The organism is Gardnerella sp. DNF00753 (assembly GCF_049244275.1).
GTDB lineage: Bacteria > Actinomycetota > Actinomycetes > Actinomycetales > Bifidobacteriaceae > Bifidobacterium > Bifidobacterium greenwoodii.
On sequence record NZ_CP058393.1, the window covers coordinates 628,381 to 653,822 of the forward strand.

Genomic DNA, 25,442 nt, shown 5'->3' on the forward strand with positions numbered 1-25,442 from the left:
AAAGCTTTGTAATTAAATTATGCAAATTTTACTGCTGTAATTCTGCAAAAGTTCCAACAGCTCCAGGTTTATGCGTGCCTTCTGCCAGCTGATTAAATAATTCAAGATTTTTAGCATCGTCTAGCAGAACGCAAGATCCAACTCCTGGAACTTGATAATCAGGATTAGTCCAATAAACTGTGCCGGTTATGCCTTTTGAACCTGTTGCTTCCTTGAAAGCTTGAGCCATCTGCCATAAGCTACCAGGGTTTGATTTTTCATCGAAAATAACGGATGAAAGACCGGTTTCTGCCAGCTTTTTTACCTTACCAAAATTAGTGATGGTCTTTTTATCTAAAGCTTTTTTCATGATAGCGGCAATAACCATGCGCTGGCGGGCAGCGCGACCAAAATCAGACTCAGGGTCAGCGTATCGCATACGCGAAAAAGCAAGAGCTGTTTTTCCATCAGCATGATGACATCCAGCAGTCCAATTTAATCCGCTAAATCTATCGTTTACAGTTCTGTTGTAGCATAAGTCAATGCCGTCAATAGCATCAACAACATTAGTTAAGCCTCCAAAACGTACTTCGGCAACATGGTCAATACGGTGTCCTGTAATCTTTTCAACAATCGAAGTAAGCGCTTTGTTTCCAGCAAATTGTGCAACGCTATTGATTTTAACTTTTTCTCCATTAACAGACACTAATGAATCTCTAGGAATAGAAATTAGTGAGCTGTTTCCATTAGATGGTTTAGTTAATACAAGAATAGTGTCAGTTCTAAAACCGGTGATTTCTTTGGCTTCTTCGCCTTCTCGCTGATCAGAACCAAGTATAAGCCATGAAGTTCCTTGAGTGCTTGGAGTATTGGTAAGCCAAGTAGTGCGATTTATGTGAGAATCAACCCAATTCCATGAGTATGCTCCTAAACCGACGCAAGATATTGCAATAATCGCAATAAGCGCAATAAACACTTTCAAAAAGATGTGTGGCTTGTGTTCTAGGGCTTTTGCTGCTGCAGAAATATTTTCGTTAACGTTTTGCGCAGAGTCAAATTTTGCACGTTGATATAAAGATTGGCTTATTTTCTGCGGGCGAATTTCGTTTTTAGATTGTGCATATGCTGTTGTTCTGTTTGCTCGCCTAGTTGAAGCTTGTGCTACGCGCTTCCTAGAACCTGCCGGAGTAAAAGATGGTGCAAATGATGGTGCAGATTCTGGGGTAAAAGATGGTGCAAAGGATTGAGCAGATGACTTAGATTTAGATATTGTTGCATCAGGAGATTTTTTTGCTTTTCTTCCTCGTTTTGGTGTAAAACTTGGTGGAATATTCGCATGTGATGAGTCGTTATTGTGCGAAGGGGTGAAGCTAGGCGGATTATCTCCGCTTTCTGAATAATCCCTGTGCAGTTGCGAATCCATGCATCCTCCAAATGCTTTAATCTATTCTATTAAAACCATATTGTGAAGCCAACATGTGCTTTCAGAAATATTTATTTTCTAAAAACTTAACTATTTTCCACGAGGAACAGCACATAAAACGTTATTAACATACTTGTCTGCAATACCAACATACTGTCCAGTTTGAGCATCGTGAATAGTACCATTTTCAGGATTTACTATTCCTCCAGTATTTGGATCTATAAGCTGTCCTTGCTCGTTCTTTACTAATCCAGTCTTTGGATTAATCTTTCCGTAAGGCTTCTTATGTTCAGGAGAGTTATTTAACTTATCGTTTTCGCTTATATCTTCGTTGCTATTAGAATCCTTTGACGAATTCTTAGTATGCTTTTTATCATTTTTTGCATACTGCTGTTTTAGTGTCAAAGGTTTATTCTCGCGCATCTTTTCCCAAATATCATCCGCTTCGTCAGACCACACAACTCTATTCGGGTCGTAAGAATCAGGAACAACAGGAATAGTTCGAGCATAAATATGAGAAGTATCTAATTTACGCATACTTAAAGCAAGCCCAACAAGCGTGCTTGGATTAGCTAATCCTTCGCTAATATTTAATGCACCTAAAGCGGATTTAGCTAGCTGATACAATTCGCCACTTTGAGTTAATAGATTCTTAGATAAAGCTTGATGCATAAGCTGCTTGATTAAATACTGCTGCCTTGTTGTGCGCATAATATCCGAACCGTCGCTTGCAGTATCGTGCCTCATTCGAGCATATTGTGTAGCAAGCCTGCCGTTTAAATGCTGCATACCCTGCTTAAAGTTCACTCCCGTATAAGCGTCACGAGTGTCGCTTGGAATGCACAATGAAACTCCGCCAATAGCGTCAATCATATTACTTAATCCGCTAAAGTCAGCAACAATAAAGTGATGAATATTTAGTCCAGTTAAAGAATTTACTGCTTTTAGCGAGCAGGATGCTGCCGAAGCTAAATCTCCACCCTGCGCGTATCCAATAGCAAAAATAGAGTTGAACATTACGTGCTTGCGTGCAGGAATTTTTCCATTAGTAGTATCGCAAGCGGGAGCGTTTACCATAGAATCGCGCGGAATAGAAACAATATTCATATAAGATCTATCTGCACTAATCTGAACTACCATTGTTGTGTCAGATTGATGATCTCCTGTTTCACCATCGTGCGTAAAACTCTGATTATTCCCATCTCGTGAATCTTGGCCAAGAACTAGGAATGTTACAGGCTTCCCAGCATTTGCGTCAATAACTTGGTGTGCTTGACTATCTTCACTAATGATGTTTATAACTCGATTGCTAACAGTTGAAGAAAAATCTAACCAGGTAGCTGCAAGAATAGTTGAGAAGAAAGTAAGTATAAAAACAATAATCATGCACAGTATTGTGCGAGCGTGGTTTACAACTTTGTAGCCAAGACTATGATGTGGAACTGCGCGATTCCAATCATAGTTGCGCTGGTACCGCATGCCTTCAGGATATCTTGAAGTCACCATGGTACCTTCTTTCACAATAATAAAGCCTTTTATATTACGTAATTTTTAGCTGTGTTCGCTCAGAAATAAAGTGGTACATGAAAGAACACATATAAAATCTAACTATAGTACAAAGCATTGAGATTTAACCTGCATATTGTGTCTATATATTTATGGCGTGTTTTGCTGGATACCTACCCCTTGCGTAAACTGGTAACTATGGATTTACTAACCGCTCATACATGTACATTTGAAGACGAAGTTTTGCGAGTTCTTTCTGCAGCAAAATCATCGCGTCCTACTGATGTAGATTCTTCAATAATGGCGATGATGTGTGTTGAGCGTGACACAAGATTTTATGAAGATACTTTAAAAGCTGTATTAAATCAGTCAGTTCTTCCAGGAACTCTTGTTATTGTTGATTGCGCTAGTAGAGTTAAGCAGGTTATGCAAACAACAATGGAAGTACAAATTGACTCAAACGTGCTTTCAGGAAATGTTCTTCCAACTTCTAATAAATCTAATAGATATTTACTTGATCCTAATAGTAAATTCAAAGCCAATAATAGAGACGCTAAATATAGGGCAAATATTCAACACAATAACGATTTAGAATTAAAAACAGTTCGAGTAGTTATTATTCCTGTTTCCTCTGCCCACTCTTTTGGTGATGCTATTGAGAAATCATTGCGTAAGCTTATGCCATGCAAAGGAATTTCGGCATTGTGGCTTCTTCATGACGATTCTCGCCCGGCTGATTCGCACTGTTTAGAAGCGTTAAGAGAAACTTGGAGAAATAATCCTACTGCTTCTGTATTAGGTGCAAAACAGATTGATTGGCAAGGAAATATTCTTCACAATGTTGGAATGTATGCTTGGCATCACAGCGTTCACACTCTTACCGTTGACGGTGAGCCGGATCAAGAACAGTATGACGGTCGTGGAGATGTATACGCAGTATCTTTAGCTGGAGCTTTAGTTACATTGACAGCGTGGCAGACTTTGCGTGGCACGCAACCATGGATGACAACTTTTGGTGAATCTAGAGATTTTTGCCGTCGAGTATCTTTATCTGGTGGGCGAGTAGTTGTAGTTCCTTCTGCTCGTATTGCTCACAGACGAGCTCGTTTAGAGGGTTTGCGTACTCGCGGCGGCGAGGCTAGGACGGAAGAAAAATCCGGACTTAGACATAGTGTAGCTCCTTCTCTTATTGCCAAGCAGCGTTACAAATACACTGATGTCCGTATGATTTTATGGCCATTTATGTGGATTTTTAGCTTACCGGTGGCGTTAGTCGGTGCTTTACGCTCCTTGCTTGCTAAACATCCTTATGCTGCTTGGGTGCGTCTTATTTTGCCATGGCTTGCTCTTATTCAGTTCCCGCGTGCCATGTTTGCTCGTAGGAGAGTAGCTCGAAACACTCGTGTTCCTCTTAAAAAACTTACACAACTAATCGCAGACCGGCGTCAAGTTGCACGATGGAAAGATCGTAGTGCAGCGTTCAAAGCGCAGCAGCATTGTGTGTTATTAAGTCCTTTAGCAAGACGTCATTTGCATGATCGTGTATTAAGACGTTGGAGTGCTGTTATTCTTGCGTCGCTTTTGCTTTTTGCAGTTATATTGCATTTATATGGTTCTCCTTGGCGTGAGATTCTAGGTGGAGCATCCTGGTATTCTCAGCAATGGCTTCCTACAGGCGCTGATTTTAATCAATTATGGAATGCTGCAATTGGATCATGGGTTCCTGATGATGGCTTTGGTCCTGCTATTCCTCCTTCTCCGTGGCTTAGTATTTGGCTATTCTCTTCAGTATTAGTTGGTGCAAACCCGCTACTTGCTATTACACTAATGTTCTTCTTAGCCGCTCCAGCGATGTGCTTGAGCTTCTGGGCATTAGCAGGCGTGTTTACGCGTTCCGACACTGTGCGTGTTTGTGCTGGAATTTGCTGGACTATGATTGCAATGGCCTTTGGTTTATTTGCTCGCGGCGATCTGCCAATGCTAATGACTATGGTATTTTTGCCTGCAGCATTTGCGTTTGCTTTCCATGCTGTTGGAATGTACGTAACAGAAGATCCTGTTCGCCCTGTGCCTTCTGTTCAATGCGCTGCATTTGCTGCACTAAGCTTTATGATTCCTGTTGCTGCAGAACCTCAACTTGTTTTGCCTCTTGTTGTTATTTTCATTGCGTCATTTATTATGGTGCGCTCGCATAGGATTATGTTTTTACTTATGCCAATTCCGTCGATTATGATACTGCTTCCAACAATAGGCAGTGCTATTCGATACGGAGAATCGGGCATGTGGCGTCAATTGTTCTCTAGCATGTCTGTTCCGTTAAGGAGCGTACAGGGTGCTCCTCGCGCTCAAGGCTATGTTGATGTTCTTCTTCAAGCTTTCAATATGACTTCTGCGCATTTTGCTATTAACACTCCATTGCTTAGCTTGAGAACAATAATTATGCTGATTTTTGCTGTTCTTGCAGTATTTATGGCTGTGGCATCTTTGGTTCTTCCGTTTGCTTTGCGCGTTTCTAGAATGATGTGGGTTGTGATTATTAGCGGAATGGCGTTGGCTCTAGTTGCTGAGCGTATTGCTGTTGCGTCTGATATTAATGGTCCTGTTGCTGCAAGTGTTTTGCCAGGAGTCGCATTATCTACTATTGGTGTTTTGGCATGCATGTGTATGGTTGCTGGCCAAGCTGTTAGACGTTTTGAGCCTTTGCGTGCTTCTAAGAATAAAGATTATAAATCTACTGAAAAATATAAGACTCGTACGGATAGGCGCGCCGCAATGCGTAGATCTGCACAGCGTTTTATACGTCACGTAATTCGTATTGCTCGTGCTGCTCTGGCAAGTGGAATGTTAGCTATGGCTGTTCTTTTGGGTCTTTTTACGGTATTAAGCGGTCCTGCAACATCAATCTCTGCAAGTAGTAATGGCCTACCTATGGTTGTAACTGATTACTTGCGTAAGGATGATACTCATCGCATACTTGCTTTGCGTGCACAAGATAATCATGAGCTATCTATTGCTGTTATGCGCACTTCTAAGGGAGATTCTATTGATCAATCTCCAGCTCTTCGTGTACGACAAGTAATTTTTGGTAATTCTCAAAGCAACAAAGCAATATCTCGTGCTGCGGCTCAACTGTTATCTCATGCAGATAATAGCGCAATTGAAACGCTAAAGCAGTTAGGTATTGGCGGTATTTATATTGTTGGAGATTCTGGTAATCATAAAGTAATTTCAGAATCAAAAATGTCAATACAGCAGTTGCTTCAGCCTTCTTCCAAGCCTCAGCCAAGCAAGGTAAATAAAGAAGCTACGGATAGTCTTATTGCGCATGTAAACGCATCTGAAAGCACGCAATTAGTAGTATCTATGCCTCAAGGAACTTATTGCAGGTTTGATGGCATGCCAGATTCTAAGTCGCTTTCAGAAACATCCCCATATTATCGTTCTAGGCCATTAACTTGGAGAATACCTTGGGTAGTGTCCACTGCAATCGTATTGCTAGTATACTGCTTGGTAGCTGTTCCTCGTTTTGGACGACATAATATGATTGAGCGCTCTGACGATTTGCATGAGGAGGAATTAGATGAGTTGGCGTAAAAATCCTCATGATAGTTCAAAGCATGGTGAAGTGCCTGCACAATCAGAAATTAAGCAGCATAATAAAATGATTGGCGTTGCTGCTCTTGCAACATTTAGCGCAATATTTCTTTTAGTAGTTGCTTGTGTTGTGGCGTTGTGTTGCGCTATGCCTAATTTTGTAGATAATGCTAATGCTCCAACTAGTAGTGTTTCTCACAGTGTTGGTGTTAGCCGCTTGCAATCTGTATGTCCTATTAGATTATCGCTACCTGATTTGGCACAATACGGAGATAGTCAATACAACGAATCAGAAGGAGACTTGCAATCTTTTGCTAGATACTCGACTTTTGGTGACGTGTATCGTGCTAGTGTGCACAATATTCGTGATACTAATGACGAATCGACTTTGTTAAGTAAAAAATTAAATAATGATGGAACTTCATCTCTTACTTATGATGGAGATGTAAATCACGATGCGCAAGTTTTAGAAGGGCGTTTATCTAACATTGCTTCTGGCACAGGAATAGCGGCATCAATGGCATCTTGGGCAACTAAAGGTGATGTTCGCGGATTGTCCGCAACAACTTGCTCTATTCCTACCATGAAACAGACTTTCTTGGTTCCAGAGTCAGGTGAAGGTGTTTCTATTCGTTTAGAGGCTTTTAATCCTGCTTCAAAACCAACAGTAGTGCGTGTGCGAGCTTGGTCTGCTAAGCGTGGAAGTAATCCTATTAATTTATCTACTGGAAGTGCTTTTACTGTTCCAGCTCACTCTCACGCGTATTTTGATCTTTCTGCTGCAGCGCCTAAATCTTCTGGATTGTACGTTCAAGTAGAAAGTGAGCAAACACCTATTGCTGCCTTTGTAAAAGTCGTTCATATGAGCGGACTTACAGTGAAAGGTGTTGATATTATTCGAGCTTTAAGCGCTATGTCTTACGAAACTGTTTTGTCTGGAATTAATGAGTCAGAACAAGCAAAAGCATATGTGTGGCCAGATAAAGACGGTAAAGTGACTATTTCTTGGATGAATGATTCTGGAGCTCAAACAGTAAAAGATTTATCTGTAAAATCTCATAATTTGCAAGTTATTGATCTTGGAAAAGTTCCAGAAAAAGTTCATGCTTTAAGTATTACCGGCTCTGTTAAAACGTCTGCAATGATGTCTGTTTCTCGAGATGGTAAAGATGGCCAATCAGATATTGCTTTTATTAGCGCATCTCGTTCTCAAGGAATTAGCGCAATTGTTTCTCCTGTAAGCGCGGAAGAAACGACTTTATATATTGCTTCAACAAGTGATTCTGATTCTTCAGTATTCTTACAAGCAGTTGGCGCATCTGGAATGAAACGTGTTAGCGTTCCTGCACATTCTGTAGTTACCGTTCCAGCATCAGACATATCTCATAATGCCGTAATGTTTACTGTTAAATCAAGCAAAAATATTTCTCTGTCTGCAAGAATTCGTAAAGATGATTTAGACAAAGCTAATGTTGCTGGTATTGCTTGGCTTGCTTCTCAATCATTGGAGCCGCAACAAGCTCAAGTGCATGTTAATAGCGACAATCACATTGTGCAATAAGCTATAATTATATTCCCCAATCAGGGTCAATTTCTTCCGGCCTGCGCCCATATAATTCAGCTAAACGTTGCACAAGCTCATCTCTAATAGCATATTGAAGCTCTAGTCTGCTTGTTACATGAGTGCATAGGGGAAGACGATACAATACAATACGAGCTTGCATTCCTCTACTTGCAGGGAATGCTTGAGACATAATGCGCCTATTATGTTCCCACAGTATTGGTTGAGATGGTGGAACATCTTCTACAGCAAATTGAACATCTTTTGTAAGAGCCTTCCAAGCTCCATTAAGGCGTCGAATTTGTGCAGCTACCATGGAATCAAACATTGCGCTAGCAGTACGGTATTGTGGAAGCCTAGTGCCAAATATTGGTGCGCGTAAGCCTCGCCCGTGGCGGTTTCTATAGCGACGTTCCTCCCAAATTACACCTGTCATACTTACACTGTAGGTGAAGGCTAGGGCAATCTTAATTATTAATTTGATTTTTACGGTGTGTGCAATATAAGCACAATATGGAATACTGTTATATAGTCTTAAAAGTTAGGAGTAATCTGAATGCTTAAGCCAATAGTGCATGATTGCAATGAGTTAAATCTTGGCTTAAGTATTGCCCAATCTTCGCTTATTGGTTTTGATTTAGATAACACATTGGCTTGTTCTAAGAAACCTATGCTTGCTCCAATGGCAGAAACTTTTAGCAAAATTGTTGATTTAATTCCTGTTGCTATTATTACAGGTGGAAGATTATCTTTAGTTAAAAGTCAAATACTAGACATGCTTACTGAAGGAACTAATCTCGAAAATCTTCATATTATGCCTACTAATGGCACTAGCTATTACAGAATCGACAATAAACAGTCTTTGAAATGTGTTTATGAGCATAAAATTGATCCAAATCAAGCGGAACATGTTATTTCTGTAATACGGGAGTGTGCTGAAAGCATGGGGTTGTGGAAGGCTTCTGGAGATTCAATGCTTTGGGGAGAGCAAATTGAAAATCGTGGTAGTCAAATAACTTTTTCTGCATTGGGTCAGCTTGCTCCAGTCGAATATAAGAAAACGTGGGATCCAGAAGGAAAACTAAAAGCTCAGCTTGCTAAAAGAATTTCTCAATCGCTTCCAAATTTTGCGGTTCGTCAAGGAGGAGATACGAGCGTAGACGTGTATAGGCAAGGCGATGATAAAGCTCAAGCATTACTCACATTAGCTAAATATTGTGATTTTTCTATTAAAAAAATTACATTTATTGGAGATCATATGGAACCAGGCGGTAACGATTATCCAACCGCTTTTACTGGAGCTTTAGCCGTGCGCGTTAAAAATCCTGAAGATACTTTAACTCTTTGCACTAAAGTTCTTAATTACTTAAATGCTTAGGTTTAAATATTTAATAAATAGCTTTTAACCACAATGGCATTTTTTATTTTTATAGTTAACTAATTCTATTTTATGCTTACATTATGGCTGGGAGACGCAATGAAATAAGCCACAATAAGATGCAGGCTAAAAGCGTGGCATGCAATAGGGGAGTTGCATGTCACGCATCTGCATCTTTGTGCAAATATTGCAATAGCACATCTTGCAATAATAATGCTGACGAAAAAAGGTATTCTTCAATTGGCTGGCTAAATTTAATAATTATTTTGTATAATATGATACTTCCAAGAGGCTGTGCTGGTTGCGATACTCCTGATTTAGTATTGTGCGAAAATTGCGTTGACGCTTTTCAACATAACAAGCGTGCTCAATTTAATTCCATGACTTTTGGTTATCGTTATTCTTGCGGAGATTATTCGGGTGTTGTTAGACACGCAATATTGCAGTGGAAAGATCATGCAGATACAGCATGTGACAAAATATTTGGCTTACTTATTGCAAATCTTGTATTAAAAGTTTTTAGAAATAATATTAAAGACAACTCTTCAAAGAATAGTTTTAATAGTAATGGGCCAATATTGGTAGTTCCTATGCCGTCTTCATCTTCGTCTACAAGGCGTCGCGGACGTCGTCACATTATTCCAATTGCTAATATTGTTGCTGAAAAATTGTGTAACGAAGGTATTGAAGCTAAGGTTGCGAATATTGTTCGCATGGATTCAAGTATTAATTCAAAATCAGTTCAAACTAGCGGATCTAGAGGTAGGTCTAAAAGAGCTTCGCATGCCTTTTGTGTTAATTATCGCAAGCTAAAAAAACAATCAAATAATCGCAATTTAAAGCATGAGGCAATTATTATAGACGATATTGTTACAACGGGTTCCACAATGAGCAGCTGCGTTTATGCATTGCAGAAAGCTAAAGTAAGCGTTATATCTGGATTTTCCTTAGCATGCGTTAGTAGCTCTGGGGATGGCACAGAAGACTATAAATAGCTGTTTTCTTTAAATTATTGCGCTTTATTGTAGTTTAGAGGAAGTGTTATTTCGAAATTAGGACCGCGCTTGTCATCTACTACTTTAACAGTGCCATTATGTAGTCCAGCTGCCCAACGAGCAATTGACAAACCTAATCCAGTTCCGCCAGACTCAGTACCAATTCTTTTATTTCCCTTAACAAATCTACGGAAAATATCAGCTCGATCTTCTACAGGAATTTGATTACCAAAATTAACTACGTTGCTTACAACAGTATTCTGCAGATGATTAATATGAGCGCTGATTAGCACACGAGTTCCGTCGTTTGAATGTTTAAGCGCGTTGGAAATAACGTTAGTAAACAATTGTGAAAGACGGTCTTGGTCTCCTGTTAATTCAATACCATTTTCAATCTGAATGCTAATTTCATGATTATGACCAGCGTCGGCTATTTCAAGAGGCTCAATAATTTCATCAATAAAATCCGCAAAATTAAATGACGTAATATTAAGGCTTTCAGCTCCCGCTTCAACCCTAGATAGGTCAAGAAGAAAAGCAATAAGATCCGCTAATCTGTGTGTTTGGTTCAAAATAGCTTCCATATTGGACTCAGTAGGCTCAACAACCCCATCTGCAAGATTTTCAAGCATCGCTTGCAAAGCAGATACTGGAGTGCGCAACTCATGGCTTACGTTTGCTATAAGTTCGCGTCTCATTTGATCAGCATGCTCAAGTTCCTCGGCCATTTCGTTAAAAGCAAGCGTAAGTTTACCAACTTCGTCGCGTCGATTTTCTACAGCAACTCTTACGGAATAATCACCGTCTGCCATTGCTTCTGAAGCGTCTTTCATTTGACGAAGAGGAGCAGTAAGTCCTCTTGAAAAAACGTAAGTGATTCCTAATGCAACAACCAATGTTAATGGCATAGCAATCCAGCCGTTTAATCCTGTTTTTAGCAAAAACCATGCCATTACGAATGCAATAGCAGTTGCGAACACAATAATCGCAGAAAGTTCAATTTTTAGAGATGAAAAAAATCCAACTGGGCGATTTGGGTAACTGTGTTCTTGCTTATTTTGATTCGATATATTGTTAGATTTTTCCTTGTTAGAAGTTTTTTTCTTAAATAAAAGTTTTTTCATAATAGTTAATTAGTTTTAGATTTGCGCTAATGATTTATATATAAAATTACATAATAATTATGTAAAAAGTGGTGTTATATTAAAGTAATTTTTATGAAGCTTGTGATTGAAGTACCTGCTCATAATCATTCATAGGTGGTTCAAAAGCGTAACCTATACCGTGAACTGTGCGAATCCACTCTGAACCAATCTTATGGCGAAGTGACTTAATGTGAGAATCAACAGTTCTTGTGCCGGAAGCGTCTGGCCAATCCCATACTTGTTCTAGTAGCTCTTCGCGCTTAAAAACATTATGTGGATGTCTTGCAAAAGTCGCAAGTAAATCAAATTCAGTAGGAGTAAAATGCACTTCCTCATCGTTTAGCATTACTTGGCGTTGACGAGGTTTAATAACAAGCGCTCCAAAATTAAGGGTTCGCTCATTCTCCATGGTTTTTGCTATTTGAGCAGCTCTTTCTACTCGGCGAAGCAATGCTGCGCAACGAGCAATTAATTCGCGAGGAGAAAAAGGCTTAGTCATATAATCATCAGCGCCAGCGCTTAATCCGACTATTTTATCTGCTTCCGCATCTCTAGCAGTAAGCATAAGAATAGGGACGGGCCTTTTTGCAATAATCCTACGCGTAGCCTCAATGCCATCCATGATTGGAAGCATAATATCCATGATTATAAGATCAGGTTTAAGCTGTTCTGCCGCTCTAACAGCAGATGCTCCATCAGCAGCAACTCTAGCTCTCCAGCCTTGAGCAGTAATGCGTTGTGCAATTGCTGTAGCAAGATCTGGCTCATCTTCAACCACAAGGATGGTACGAAGCGTGTTGCTAACCGATGGAGCATTTAGCATATTTTTTAATAAACCTTTCAGCGTTGTACTGGCTTTAAGAATACCGCACCTAACGCTGGAACGGTAATTCTTGCTGAGTACGGGCGAGAATGATATTCTTCAGCAGCTGCAGTAAATGTGCCATTGTGAATATCAGAACCGCAATACTTTGCGTCATCGGTTGTGAGTATCTCTTCCCATTGGCCACCCTTTGGCAACGCAACCTGGTAGTCTTGCCAAGCTTGACCAGAGAAGTTTACTACTACAACAATTTCTTCGCCGTCATCGCCAATACGAATGTAGCTTAATGTGTTGTGGTCTGAATCATCACTTGTAAGCCACTGGAAACCATCAGGCGTAAAGTCTTGACTCCAGAAAGCTCTAGAGCTCTTATACAAGGCGTTCAAATCTGCAACAAGCTTTTGCACTCCTTGATGGAATGGCCACTGCAATTCATTCCAGTTAAGAGAAGTATTGAAGTTCCATTCGCTGGACTGTCCAATTTCTCCGCCCATAAACAGCAAGTTCTTGCCTGGGTGAGACCACTGGTATGCAAGCAAAGCACGCAAGCCTGCGAACTGTTGCCATTCATCGCCTGGCATCTTTCCAAGCAACGAACCTTTGCCATATACGACTTCATCGTGGCTTAATGGCAACACGTAATGCTCAGAATACGCGTAAACCATAGAGAATGTAATCTCATTGTGATGCCAACGACGGTTAATTGGCTCTTCCTTAAGGTATTGCAAAGTGTCGTGCATCCAGCCCATGTTCCACTTCAAGCCGAAGCCTAAGCCGCCCATATCGGTTGGTGCTGTTACGCCCTGATAAGCAGTAGATTCCTCAGCAATCATCATGATGCCAGGATTATTCTTGTAAGCAGTAGCGTTTGCTTCCTTAATGAAATCAATAGCTTCCAGGTTTTCTCGTCCGCCGTAAATATTTGGTCTCCACTGACCATTTTCGCGGCTGTAATCCAAGTAAAGCATGGAAGACACTGCATCGACGCGCAGTGCGTCAACGTGGTACTCATCCAACCAGAAGCAAGCATTGGCAACAAGGAAGTTACGAACTTCGTGGCGACCAAAGTTGAAGATATAAGTACCCCAATCAGGATGTTCGCCGCGCATAGGATCAGGATCTTCGTAAAGTGCTGTGCCATCGAAGCGTCCAAGAGCAAAGTCATCCTTAGGGAAGTGGGCAGGAACCCAATCCATAATGACACCAATTCCTGCTTTGTGGAGCTTATCTACAAGGTACTTAAAGTCATCAGGGGAGCCGAGTCGAGAATCTACAGCATAGTAGCCTGTAACCTGGTAGCCCCAAGATCCAGAGAATGGGTACTGTGTAAGAGGCATAAACTCAACGTGAGTAAAGCCTTCTTTTTGCACGTAGTCAACCAAGTGGTCAGCAAGCTCGCGATAATTGCCTAAATCACGATTCCAGCTGTTAGCTTGTACTTCGTAAATACTTATTGGACCATTGTGTGCGTCAGTTTTTGCACGCTTATCCATCCAATCGGTATCGTGCCACTTAAATTCAGAATCGACAACAACGGATCCAGTATTTGGTGGAACTTCATGAGAGCGTTCCATTGGATCGGCCTTCATAATCCAGTTGCCAGACTGAGTAAGAATCTCATACTTGTATACTTCGCCAGCAGTTACACCTGGAATGAAAAGTTCCCAAATTCCGGAAGATCCAAGCGAGCGCATTGCGTGACGTCGACCATTCCAGTAATTAAAGTTTCCAACAACTCGAACTGCGCGAGCATTTGGAGCCCACACGGAAAAAGCGGTGCCGGTTACTTTCTTTACCATCTTGCCTGTTTCAGGAGAAACTAGACCCCAAGAGTCGGTAATAGTCTTAATATGCGCGCCTAAGGCTTCCCAAAGACGTTCATGACGACCTTCGCCGAATAGGTACATATCAAGATCGCCAACTTGAGGCAAATAGCGATACGGGTCATCGTCTGTTGATTCAGAGCCGTCAATTTCTACAGTATGAATGCGGTAGCTTGGCACAGACCAAGTTTTACTTTTCGTATGCTTTACTGCAGGAATAACAGCGGTAAAAATGCCATTATATTCATGCTTAGCTTCGTATTCTCCGCTCTTGGTGAGAATTACTACTTTCTTTGCCATTGGGCGTAAAACGCGGACGGTTACAGTGTCAGCACCCTTGTCAGTTCCAAGGTGGCCGCCGAGAACCTCATGTGGATTGTAATACTCTGCATTGCTCACCGCAGCTAATACGTCCTGACGGACTGGGACTGCGACTGCATCTTCATTGATGTTAGTAACTGTACTCATGTTGACTATCATACATGGTTTATTGCTATAAGTCGCGTGTGTTTCGCAGTATTGTGAAAAATTTATGAAAGTTTTTTCAAGTCTTGCCCTTATGGGAAACTGTTATGAGTTTTTCTGTGCGTACGGAGGGTTCTGTTGGAATCAAGTCGGCGATATGGTCGTCTATCCTCGTCACGGTGCAGCTCGTGTTGAAGAAATAAGTGAGCGCACTGTAAAAGGTGTAACTCGTCAATATCTGCGCTTAGTAGTGTTGTCGTCAGATGGTTTGGAAATTAATGTACCAGTAGACAATGTTAAAAAAGTAGGCGTACGTGACATTGTTGGGGCTCAAGAAGTAGCAAAAGTTTTTGAAATTTTGCGCACTCCAATTATTGAAAAAGAAATGAATTGGTCTAGGCGATACAAGCTTAATGTTGAGAAGATTGCAACCGGCGATGTGAACAATATTGCTGAAGTTGTGCGTGATTTATCTCAACGCGATGTAGACGAGCATGGTCTTTCTGCTGGCGAAAAGCGTATGCTTTCACGCGCTCGCAGTATTCTAATTTCTGAAATTGCTTTGTCTGAAAAGATTGATGAATTTGAAGCTGAGCGTCTTCTTGATGTAAATCTTGGCTACAAAGACCCTCAGGAAGGTGATGATAAGCATCATACTTGCGCGCCTGATGAGCCTGCTTCTCAGACTTTATTTCTTTTAGAAGAGCGTAATAAAAAAGCAAAAAAGAAGTAAGTCTAAATTTTTAATTAGTTAATTTAGTTAATTTAATAATGTAACTGTTTTACAAATTAAATTAATTGTTAGATTTCAGCAATAAAAAATCTCTTGCACCGTCTGATGCAAGAGATTTTTATTATAGCTATCGAAGCTTTGTACTATTTACTTGCCTGGATCTTGCTGACCCTGATTTGAATTCTTAGGATCAGTATTCTTGGCTATAGTTGGCTTCTTAGTAATAGGTTTCTTTGGCGAATCTTGATCATCAATATTCTTGCGCATATCTTTTGTTGCGTTAATAGCGTTTTGAAGATCATCGCAAATTTTCAAAATCCACTGATCTAGCTGATTTGCATACTTAGGCATAAGCTCACTTACGCGTACTGTCGACGTGTAGCTTCTACCAGCAATACCATTTAGAAGATTAAGAACATCATTGCCTTGCTGACTATCACTAATAAGAACATCAATCTTACGATCTTCAATGAGCTTTTGGAATTCTTCTACACTTGAACGTTGTGGTTCAGTGTTATTGCTTATAGCGTCAGAATATTCCTTAGGAGCTGCATCCTTTACGTTCATGTCTGCCATAAGCCAGAACAGAATTGGAGAGGTTGAAGCATATTTTGCATCACTATGATTTTTAGCAAAATCACTAATAGAACTTGCTAATTTCTTTTCGCTATTTTGCCATTCAGATAGTCTCTGAGCAAAATCATGCTTCTTAGCCGGAAGAACCTTTGAGAAAGTATCAGCCATTGATGAAGCCATAGCTTCTCTTGCATCGTGAGAGAACCACAAGTACGGATTATCTCCATTTAATGCACCAACTGTTGCAGCTGCACTGATAGTTTCAGCCTTTTTTGGATGCACTTTAGAAGCCCAATCGTCGTATCCTGCGCCGTTTGTAATTAACACTTGTGCATCCTGCATATTTTCCAAGTCTTTTTGTTTAGGCTTAAAAGATGAAATATCAGTATTTGCGCCAGACATTATCGATTCGACTTTAACGTCTTTACCGCCGATTTCTTTAGCCAAGCTGCCCCAAGTATCGACAGTAGATACAACAGTTATTTGTGTTGCTGCTTTAGGTTTTTCTTTTGGCTTTTCTACCTGCTGACCGCATGCCGAAAATCCAAGAAGTACTGCAGATGCAATAAGGCATGTTGAAACGGTTTTGCCAAATTTTTTTGCCGCGCAAATAATGGTACGCATCACTGTGGCTCCTTCTTTGATAATAGTGCGTCGGCGCACATTAGTTTTGCTTGTCGACTAATACACTTCTATACCTCACGATAGCCTATCCTTACGAATTGTGCGAGTTGGGAGGCATATTTATGGTTATTGTTCTTGATGGTAAAGCACTTGCTGGCAAAATTAAGGAAGATTTGTCTGCACGCGTTGCGCTATTGCGTAAAAATGGTATTGAACCGGGATTGGGTACTCTACTTGTTGGGAATGATCCTGGATCATTAAAGTATGTCGCTGGAAAACACAAAGATTGCGAAGAAGTTGGGATTCGTTCAATCAGATGTGATTTGCCAGAAGATGCTAGTGAAGATGACATTCTTAAAGCAGTTGAGCAATTGAACAATGATCCGCTTTGTACAGGTTTTATTGTGCAATTGCCTCTTCCTAAGGGCGTTGATTCTAAAAAAATTATTTCCGCAATCAATCCTAAAAAAGATTGTGATGGAATGCATCCTTATAATCTAGGCGAACTTGTGATGCATATTTCTGGAGATATTACAACGCCTTTGCCGTGTACTCCTCGTGGAATTTTAGCTTTGTTAGACGAGTATGGAATTAATCTTTCTGGTAAAAACGTTTGTGTTCTCGGTCGAGGAATCACGGTTGGTCGAACGATTGGTTTGCTTCTTACGCGCAGGGGAGTAGATGCAACTGTTACGCTATGCCACACTCATACTAAAAATTTGCAGGAAATTATGCGTGAATCTGACGTTATTATTGCTGCAATGGGCTGTGCTGGTTTTGTTAAGCCGGAAGATATTAAACCTGGTGCAGTTCTAGTTGACGTTGGGGTGTCTCGCATATTTGATGAGGAAGCGGGAAGATATCGTATAAAAGGCGATGTGGATGCTGCTTGCCGTGAGATTGCTGGAGCATATTCTCCAAATCCTGGTGGAGTAGGCCCTATGACACGCGCTATGCTTCTTGCGAATGTTGTTGATATGGCTGAAAGAAAGCTTCAAAATTAATATTTCGACACTCCCGGACTAAAACGGCAATTTTGGCTAGGCCTGCCTATAAACTAGCTCTTTGTGTGCGTAGTATCGCGCATAACTATAACTAAATATCGAGTAATATCCACCCCAAGAAGAAACCACTAATAAATAATGGCAGAGAATAATAACGAAGTCGCCAAGGTTGCGATTAATGATATTGGCACCGAAGAAGACTTCATCAAGGCAGTCGATTCAACCATCAAGAATTTTGATGATGGTGATTTAGTTGAAGGTACCGTCGTAAAGATTGATCACGACGAAGTATTGTTGGATATCGGCTACAAGACTGAAGGTGTAATTCCTTCCCGTGAACTTTCCATCAAGAAAGACGTTGATCCAGATGATGTCGTTGAAGTTGGCGACACCATTGAAGCCCTTGTTGTTACTAAGGAAGACAAGGAAGGACGTCTTATTCTCTCCAAGAAGCGTGCACAGTATGAGCGTGCTTGGGGTGACATCGAGAAGATTAAGGATGCAGACGGCATCGTTGAAGGTACAGTTATTGAAGCTGTTAAGGGCGGCTTGATTGTAGACATCGGTTTGCGTGGCTTCTTGCCAGCTTCCTTGGTTGAAATGCGTCGCGTTCGCGATCTTTCCCCATACATTGGCCAGAAGATTAAGGCTAAGATTCTCGAGCTCGATAAGAACCGCAACAACGTTGTGCTTTCTCGTCGTCAGTTCCTTGAGGAAACCCAGTCCGAAGTTCGCGAGACCTTCCTCTCGCAGCTTAAGAAGGGTCAGATTCGCGAAGGCGTTGTGTCTTCTATCGTAAACTTTGGCGCGTTTGTTGACCTCGGCGGCGTTGACGGCCTCATTCACGTGTCTGAGCTTTCTTGGAAGCACATCGATCACCCATCTGAGGTTGTTAAGGTTGGCGATAAGGTTACCGTTGAAGTTCTCGATGTTGATCTTGATCGCGAACGTATTTCCCTTTCCCTTAAGGCAACTCAGGAAGATCCATGGCAGCGCTTTGCTCGCACCCATGTTCCTGGACAGGTTGTTAAGGGCAAGGTTACCAAGATTGTTCAGTTCGGTGTGTTCATTTCCGTTGAAGATGGTATTGAGGGATTGGTTCACATTTCTGAGCTTGCAAACCGTCACGTAGAGAACCCAGAAACTGTTGTTAAGGCTAACGAAGAAGTATTCGTGAAGGTTATCGACGTTGATCTTGATCGTCGTCGTATCTCCCTCTCCTTGAAGCAAGCTACTGAAGCTGTCGATCCAAATTCTGAAGATTTCGATCCAGCTCTCTACGGCATGCCAGCTGAATATGATGCCGAAGGTAACTACAAGTACCCAGAAGGCTTCGATCCAAACACTAATGAGTGGATGGCTGGCTACGAGCAGCAGCGCGAAGAGTGGGAAGCTCAGTATGCTGCAGCTCACGAGCTTTGGGAAGAACACAAGGCATTCGCTGCTAAGGAACTCGCAGCTGCAGCTGAATCTGCTGCCGCTGACGGCCAGAGCGAAGAAGCTGAAAAGAAGCCAGCTAAGGAAGAGAAGAAGGAAGAAGTTGCTTCCAACTATTCTTCTGAGGCTTCTAACGAAGGTGCTTTAGCTGATTCCGACCAGCTCGCAGCTTTGCGCGAACAGCTTTTGAGCGAAAAGAAGTAGTTTCTACTTTCTACTAGAAGCTTATTAACAATTGCCCTGGTGAGTGATCATCGGGGCAATTTTGTTTATGTTTTACTACTATTTTGAGTATGTTTTACGAGTATTTTTGTGACTCAAGTTTTGTAATTAAATATAGGTACAATTAATTTTCTTTTAAGAATCATGATTATATGATGCTTTTAAGCATTAATCATAATTATTAAAAGGATTGGTGAAGATTATGAGCACGTTTGACAACAATCAGAAAAATGCTCAGTCCCCTTCGTACGAGGGGAATAGTGAGGAGAGAGCTAAAGCAACTTTAGTAAGCTCGCGCAATAAAATTGTTGCAGGTTTGCTAGCGATTTTCTTAGGCACATTAGGTATTCACAATTTTTATCTTGGTTTTAAAGGAAGGGCGATTGCACAGCTGCTTATTTCTGTTCTTTCCTTTGGTTTCCTGTTGATCATTACAGCAATATGGGCATTGGTTGAGGGTATTTTGATTCTTTGCTCAAAGCCTGGAACTAAGTGGCATCAAGATGCTGATGGAGCTGAGTTAAAGGATTAGTGTTTTATAATTATTGTTAATAAACAAGATGCCCTGGTGAGTGATCATCAGGGCATCTTTTAATATCTTTAGTAATAACGCTTTTATTTATTAATTTTTTATTATATAGTTTTTAAGAAAATAAATTTCTTACGAGAGAAAGTGTAATTATTGTGAGTGATTTAGATAATCAAACTGGAGATTACTCAGGCTCTGACGGACAGCCACAGTACGGACAGCCACAGTACAATGATCAGTCTCAGCAGTACAACCAGGCTCAGCCACAATATAACGACCAATCCCAGTATGGTGCTCAGCCTCAGTACAATGCTCAGCCACAGTATGGTCAGCCTCAGTATGGCCAGAATTCGTATTCTCAGCCACAATATGGTCAGTACTCTCAGTCTGCTCCTCAGTACAATCAAGCGTCTTCCTACTCTAACTATGGGTCTAATAATTATTCATCAAACACATACAGAAGCTCTCGTAACAAGATTGCTGCAGGCCTGTTAGCGATTTTCTTGGGCGCTTTGGGTGTGCACAATTTCTATCTTGGTTTTAAAGGCAAGGCTATTGCCCAGCTTCTTATTTCTATTCTTTCTTTCGGCTTGCTGGCTTTTGTTTCTGGAATTTGGGCATTTATTGAAGGAATTTGCATTCTTTGCTCTCAGCCTGGTTCTAAGTGGCATAAGGATGCCGATGGTGCTGAACTTCAAGACTAATTTTACAATTACTATTTAGCATATAATGCCCCGGTAATTATTTACTGGGGCATTACTTATAATTTATATATGACAATAATGCGTATTGCGATAACGGGCGGAATTGCGGCTGGAAAATCTACAGTAGTAAACCATTTGCATTCGCTTGGCGCTTTTGTTATAGATTACGATGTTTTAGCGCGTAAAGTTGTGGAACCAGGAAGTGCAGTATTGCAGCGAATCGTAGGAATTTTTGGGGAAAATGCTGTTAAGAATGATGGTTCTTTAAATCGCGCGTTTATTGCAAAGCATGTTTTTGGGTACTCCAACGAGAGTTGTGAAAATCGTAAGAAGCTTGAGTTGCTTATTCATCCTGCTATTTATGATTGCGCAAAGACTTTAGAAAGCGAATATGTTAATAAAATTTCTGAAGAAAATAGTAATGTATTAGGCAGTATGAGTTCGATTATTGTGCACGATATCCCGCTGCTTGCGCAAGTAATAGACAGCATTCCATTTAGTTTTGACCATATTATTACAGTTGAAGCGCCTCAAGAAATTCGCGTTAAGCGAATGATAAGCGAGCGAAATATGACGGAGAGACAAGCTTTAGCGCGCATAAATAGTCAGCTTCCAAGTAAAGCTCGAAAAGCTATGGCAGATTTTGTGGTAGATTCAACGAAACCGATGGAATCTATGCTTAAAAGTGTTGACAATATGCTGAAAACATGGCTGCAAGAAATAAACAATAAACAATCAAAGCGCTGAAATGGCAAAATTGGGGAAGTAAAAGATTATGTCTAATAAAATTCAGCGCACAAACAAGCCGTTTGTTGTAAAAGCACCATACAAACCTTCGGGTGATCAGCCGCAAGCAATCGAAGCGTTGGCGAATCGCATTGAAAACGGCGAAAACGACGTTGTTTTAATGGGTGCTACGGGAACTGGTAAAACTGCTACAACTGCTTGGCTGATTGAGCGTTTGCAGCGTCCTACTCTTATTATTGAGCCGAATAAAACTTTGGCAGCTCAGCTTTGCGCGGAATTTCGTGAGCTTATGCCAGATAATGCCGTGAGCTATTTTGTGTCTTACTACGATTACTATCAGCCAGAAGCGTACATTCCGCAAACAGACACGTATATTGAAAAAGATTCCAATATTAACGACGATGTTGAGCGGCTTCGTCATGCTGCTACAGCGAATTTGCTTACTAGACGCGATTGCGTTGTTGTGGCTACTGTTTCTTGCATTTATGGACTTGGTACTCCAGAGGAGTATGCAGAGAGAATGCTTATGCTAAACGTTGGCCAGCAGCTTGAGCGAGATACGCTTCTTCGCCAGTTTGTGAGCATGCAATACAAGCGCAATGACATTGCCTTTACGCGCGGAACTTTTAGAGTGCGCGGAGACACAGTTGAGATTATTCCAGTGTACGAAGAATTAGCTGTGCGAATTGAGTTCTTTGGTGACGAAATCGACAGAATTACAATGTTGCATCCTCTTACAGGAGAAGTGATTCGCCAGGAGAGTAGCGTTCATATTTTCCCAGCATCTCACTACATTGCAGGGCCAGAGCGCATGGAACGCGCGCTAGAGGCTATTGAAAAAGAGCGTGACGAACGCGTTGCACAACTTAAAAAGCAGAACAAATTGCTGGAAGCTCAGCGTTTAGAAATGCGAACTACATATGATCTGGAGATGCTGCGTCAGGTTGGTGTGTGCCCAGGAGTGGAAAATTATTCTAGGCATTTTGACGGACGCGATGCAGGCACGCCTCCGCATACGCTGCTTGACTTTTTCCCAGACGACTTTTTGTTAGTTTTAGACGAGTCGCATGTAACAGTGCCGCAAATTGGAGCCATGTATGAGGGTGATGCTTCGCGCAAAAGAACGCTTGTGGAGCATGGCTTTAGGTTGCCTTCTGCAATGGATAATCGCCCGTTAAAGTGGAAAGAATTTTTGGATCATGTTGGTCAAACTGTGTATCTTTCTGCAACGCCTGGAGATTACGAGTTGGGGCTTTCTGACGGCGTAGTTGAGCAGATTATTCGCCCAACTGGTTTGCTTGACCCTAAGATTGAGGTTCGACCTGTGGAAGGTCAGGTTGACGATTTGCTTGCGGAAATCAAGGAGCGAGTGGCAAAAGATGAGCGCGTGCTTGTTACTACGCTTACGAAGAAAATGGCGGAAGACTTAACCGAGTACTTTTTGGAGCTTGGAATTAAAGTTGAGTACTTGCATTCAGATGTTGATACTTTGCGCAGAGTGGAGCTTTTGCGCGAGCTTCGCGAAGGCAAAATTGATGTGATTGTTGGCATTAATTTGCTTCGTGAGGGTTTGGATTTGCCAGAAGTTTCGCTTGTTGCGATTTTGGATGCAGATAAGGAAGGATTCTTAAGATCTTACCGATCGCTTATTCAGACTATTGGCCGCGCTGCTCGTAACGTTTCTGGAACTGTGCTTATGTATGCAGATACCGTTACGGATGCTATGAGCAAGGCGATTAGCGAGACGGAGCGCCGCCGCGAAAAGCAAATCGCGTATAACAAGGCTCATGGAATTGATCCTAAGCCTTTGCGAAAAAAGATTAGTGACGTGAACGACATGCTTGCTAAAGAAGATGTTGATACGCAGACTTTGCTAGCAGGCGGTTATAGGAATGCTAATAAGGCTGGCAACTCGCATTATGGAGTGCCAAAAGAGACGAATCTTGGGCAGCAAAGCAAAGAAAAGCGTATGGCAAATGTTTCTGCGTTGCCACAAGACGATATTATGTCGCTGATTAAAAATTTGAGCGAGCAAATGCATGTTGCTGCGCAGCAGTTGCAATTCGAGTTGGCTGCTCGCTTGCGCGACGAAATACGCGATTTAAAGAAAGAGTTGCGGCAAATGGATGAGGCTAATAAGTGATGGTAATAAGCGAGCGCAGCTAGTCGTGGTTAATTGTAATGAATAAATAGGCGCGAGTTTTGCCTATAGGTCACAATTTGCTGGTACACTATTACTCGGAAAGTGGGTATTTTCCCATTTAAAAATAAACAAAGGAAATAGGTAGGCATTATGCGTAAAGCCAAAATTGTTGATACCATTGGTCCAGCTACAGAATCGTTGGAAGGTATTACCAAGCTTGTTGAAGCTGGTATGGATGTTGCTCGTTTGAACCGTTCTCACGGCACTCCTGAAGATCATTTGCGCGTTTACAACAATGTTCGTGCAGCTTCCAAGTCCACTGGCCGCAATGTTGCTGCTCTTGTTGATTTGCAGGGTCCAAAGATTCGCTGTGGTTGGTTCAAGAAGAACGCTGATGGTGAAGATAAGGTTTATTTGGAAGAAGGCCAGGAGTTCATCATTACTACTGATGATGTTGAAGGTGACGAGCATCGCACTTCCACAACCTTCAAGGGCTTGCCAGGAGATTGCCATGCAGGCGACCCAATTCTTATTGATGATGGTAAGGTTCGTCTTGAGGTAACTAAGGTTGAAGGCAACGACGTTCACACTAAGGTTATTGTTGCTGGCCCAGTTTCCAGCCACAAGGGCATTAACCTTCCAGGCGTTGCAGTTTCTCTTCCAGCTTTGACCGAAAAAGATGAGTCTGATCTTCGTTGGGCTATTCGCACTGGCGCTGACATTATTGCTATGTCCTTCGTGCGTTTTGCTACCGATATTGATCGCGCTCACGAAATCATGGACGAAGAAGGTCGTCGTATTCCAATCGTCGCCAAGATTGAAAAGCCACAGGCTGTTGAAAACTTGGAAGAGATTGTTAAGACCTTCGATGGCATTATGGTTGCTCGTGGTGATATGGCTGTGGAAATGCCTCTTGAAGAGGTTCCACTTGTTACCAAGCGCTGCATTGAGCTTTCTCGCCGTTATGCAAAGCCAGTTATCGTTGCTACCGAAGTTCTTGGCACAATGGTTAACTCTCCAGTACCAACTCGTGCAGAAGCTTCCGATTGCGCTAACGCTGTTCTCGATGGTGCTGACGCAACAATGACTTCTAACGAAACTGCTGTTGGTAAGTATCCAGATGTTACCGTAAAGACTATGTCTCGCATTTCTCAGTATGCTACCGAGAATGGCTATGATCGCATTCCTGCAGTTGAGCTTGATATGTCTAGCACCGGCGCAGTTTCTTCTGCAGCTGTTGATTTGGCAGATAAGCTTAACGCTAAGGCTATTGTTGCCTACACTCAGACTGGTCGTACGGTTCATCGTATTTCCCGCGAACGTCCAACTGCTCCAATCTACGGATTGACCAACAATGAGCACACTTATCACTGGTTGGCTTTGAGCTGGGGTACTGAAGGATTCTTGATTAGTGAAGATTATCACGATATGAATCGTCACGATTTGATGATTTTCACCGACAAGGTTCTTCGTGAGGCTGGTAAGGTTTCAGATGGTGACCAGATTGTTATCTTGAGCACTGCTCAGGGTGAGCGTCAGGCTGGTCGTACTGACTCCATCTACGTTCACACAGTTGGTGCTTGCGACTAATATTACGCGGTTTTGCACATGCGTTTAGTATGATTTAATTTTTTAATTATTTACTTGCGCATGTGTAGGACGTATAACGTGTAACGTATAAGTTGTGACTTGTAATGCGCGCTTCCTATCTGTAGGTTGCGCGCATTGCTTGTATTTAATCGCAAATATTCAATATTGCGACACGCGCAAAACGCCTTAACTATTTGCATGCAGCTTAAAGTGTGCTATAGTCAACAAGTCGCAAAAAATTGCGAAAAATTGAAGATGCCCCTGTATCCCAATTGGTAGAGGAAACAGCCTCAAAATCTGTGCAGTGTGAGTTCGAGTCTCACCGGGGGCACGTGCACAACGTCACTTAGCTTGCTGAGTGACGTTTTTTATTTCGTTTTAATATTCAGACATAAACAGTAAAGCGTATAATAATAAAAGCATTTTCGCACAATAAAACAA

Annotated in this window: 19 protein-coding genes and 1 tRNA gene; 13 read left to right on the forward strand and 7 right to left on the reverse strand. The window is 41.6% G+C overall.

Annotated features, from left to right (window positions below; translation table 11 throughout):
* Window positions 1–28: 28 nt before the first annotated feature.
* Window positions 29–1,402: an LCP family protein gene (locus HXT33_RS02770; protein WP_421787484.1), complete on the reverse strand. Its 1,374-nt coding sequence runs from the start codon at window positions 1,400–1,402 to the stop codon at window positions 29–31.
* A 90-nt stretch (window positions 1,403–1,492) separates the two neighbouring features.
* Entirely contained in the window at window positions 1,493–2,908 is a 1,416-nt protein-coding gene (locus tag HXT33_RS02775; RefSeq protein WP_116793932.1) for an LCP family protein, read from the reverse strand.
* A gap of 198 nt (window positions 2,909–3,106) precedes the next feature.
* Between HXT33_RS02775 and HXT33_RS02780 the strand changes: the two genes are divergently transcribed.
* Together HXT33_RS02780 and HXT33_RS02785 are read left to right on the forward strand one after the other, a co-directional pair.
* Window positions 3,107–6,502, forward strand: a complete 3,396-nt coding sequence (locus HXT33_RS02780) for a glycosyltransferase family 2 protein (protein ID WP_421787486.1) — start codon at window positions 3,107–3,109, stop codon at window positions 6,500–6,502.
* Window positions 6,489–8,063 carry a DUF5719 family protein gene (locus HXT33_RS02785; RefSeq protein ID WP_421787488.1) on the forward strand — a complete coding sequence of 525 codons (1,575 nt, stop codon included), beginning with the start codon at window positions 6,489–6,491 and terminating at the stop codon, window positions 8,061–8,063. The genes HXT33_RS02780 and HXT33_RS02785 overlap by 14 nt, the downstream gene beginning before the upstream one ends.
* Before the next feature lie 7 nt (window positions 8,064–8,070).
* Here the strand turns inward: HXT33_RS02785 and HXT33_RS02790 are convergent, their stop codons facing one another.
* On the reverse strand, window positions 8,071–8,499 hold the full coding sequence (locus tag HXT33_RS02790; protein ID WP_004128242.1) for a metallopeptidase family protein: 429 nt from the start codon (window positions 8,497–8,499) through the stop codon (window positions 8,071–8,073).
* A gap of 120 nt (window positions 8,500–8,619) precedes the next feature.
* Between HXT33_RS02790 and HXT33_RS02795 the strand changes: the two genes are divergently transcribed.
* A complete protein-coding gene (locus HXT33_RS02795) occupies window positions 8,620–9,441 on the forward strand; it encodes an HAD-IIB family hydrolase (protein ID WP_419388709.1) in 822 nt (273 codons plus the stop codon).
* A 119-nt stretch (window positions 9,442–9,560) separates the two neighbouring features.
* Complete coding sequence (locus HXT33_RS02800) at window positions 9,561–10,436, forward strand: ComF family protein (protein ID WP_119521299.1); 876 nt, start codon at window positions 9,561–9,563, stop codon at window positions 10,434–10,436.
* A 14-nt stretch (window positions 10,437–10,450) separates the two neighbouring features.
* Here HXT33_RS02800 and HXT33_RS02805 read toward each other — a convergent pair whose 3' ends face one another.
* From HXT33_RS02805 to glgB, 3 genes are all read right to left on the reverse strand, one after another.
* Window positions 10,451–11,560 (reverse strand): sensor histidine kinase, encoded by a 1,110-nt coding sequence (locus HXT33_RS02805; protein ID WP_421787491.1) that lies wholly within the window; start codon window positions 11,558–11,560, stop codon window positions 10,451–10,453.
* 91 nt (window positions 11,561–11,651) lie between these two features.
* Entirely contained in the window at window positions 11,652–12,404 is a 753-nt protein-coding gene (locus HXT33_RS02810) for a response regulator transcription factor (protein WP_004127943.1), read from the reverse strand.
* Window positions 12,405–12,421: 17 nt separating this feature from the next.
* Window positions 12,422–14,695 carry a 1,4-alpha-glucan branching protein GlgB gene (gene glgB / locus HXT33_RS02815; RefSeq protein ID WP_421787493.1) on the reverse strand — a complete coding sequence of 758 codons (2,274 nt, stop codon included), beginning with the start codon at window positions 14,693–14,695 and terminating at the stop codon, window positions 12,422–12,424.
* 91 nt (window positions 14,696–14,786) lie between these two features.
* Here glgB and HXT33_RS02820 point away from each other — a divergent pair, with 91 nt between their 5' ends.
* A complete protein-coding gene (locus HXT33_RS02820; RefSeq protein WP_421787495.1) occupies window positions 14,787–15,425 on the forward strand; it encodes a CarD family transcriptional regulator in 639 nt (212 codons plus the stop codon).
* Window positions 15,426–15,572: 147 nt separating this feature from the next.
* On the opposite strand, the gene HXT33_RS02825 is transcribed toward HXT33_RS02820, so the two are convergent.
* Window positions 15,573–16,625: a metal ABC transporter solute-binding protein, Zn/Mn family gene (locus HXT33_RS02825; protein WP_421787497.1), complete on the reverse strand. Its 1,053-nt coding sequence runs from the start codon at window positions 16,623–16,625 to the stop codon at window positions 15,573–15,575.
* A gap of 122 nt (window positions 16,626–16,747) precedes the next feature.
* Here HXT33_RS02825 and HXT33_RS02830 point away from each other — a divergent pair, with 122 nt between their 5' ends.
* From HXT33_RS02830 to HXT33_RS02865, 8 genes are all read left to right on the forward strand, one after another.
* A complete protein-coding gene (locus HXT33_RS02830; RefSeq protein ID WP_004135959.1) occupies window positions 16,748–17,629 on the forward strand; it encodes a bifunctional methylenetetrahydrofolate dehydrogenase/methenyltetrahydrofolate cyclohydrolase in 882 nt (293 codons plus the stop codon).
* Between the two features lie 138 nt (window positions 17,630–17,767).
* Window positions 17,768–19,270, forward strand: a complete 1,503-nt coding sequence (gene rpsA, locus HXT33_RS02835) for a 30S ribosomal protein S1 (protein ID WP_004135961.1) — start codon at window positions 17,768–17,770, stop codon at window positions 19,268–19,270.
* Between the two features lie 220 nt (window positions 19,271–19,490).
* The gene (locus HXT33_RS02840) at window positions 19,491–19,820 is read left to right on the forward strand and encodes a TM2 domain-containing protein (RefSeq protein ID WP_421787499.1); all 330 of its coding nucleotides are present in this window, start codon (window positions 19,491–19,493) and stop codon (window positions 19,818–19,820) included.
* A gap of 152 nt (window positions 19,821–19,972) precedes the next feature.
* Entirely contained in the window at window positions 19,973–20,521 is a 549-nt protein-coding gene (locus HXT33_RS02845; protein ID WP_004135965.1) for a TM2 domain-containing protein, read from the forward strand.
* A gap of 78 nt (window positions 20,522–20,599) precedes the next feature.
* Window positions 20,600–21,268 carry a dephospho-CoA kinase gene (gene coaE, locus HXT33_RS02850; protein WP_421775714.1) on the forward strand — a complete coding sequence of 223 codons (669 nt, stop codon included), beginning with the start codon at window positions 20,600–20,602 and terminating at the stop codon, window positions 21,266–21,268.
* A 28-nt stretch (window positions 21,269–21,296) separates the two neighbouring features.
* Complete coding sequence (uvrB, locus tag HXT33_RS02855; protein WP_421787501.1) at window positions 21,297–23,411, forward strand: excinuclease ABC subunit UvrB; 2,115 nt, start codon at window positions 21,297–21,299, stop codon at window positions 23,409–23,411.
* Between the two features lie 150 nt (window positions 23,412–23,561).
* The gene (gene pyk / locus HXT33_RS02860) at window positions 23,562–25,001 is read left to right on the forward strand and encodes a pyruvate kinase (RefSeq protein ID WP_004127978.1); all 1,440 of its coding nucleotides are present in this window, start codon (window positions 23,562–23,564) and stop codon (window positions 24,999–25,001) included.
* A 257-nt stretch (window positions 25,002–25,258) separates the two neighbouring features.
* Window positions 25,259–25,332: transfer RNA gene (locus HXT33_RS02865), tRNA-Leu, on the forward strand.
* The last annotated feature ends 110 nt before the right edge of the window (window positions 25,333–25,442 follow it).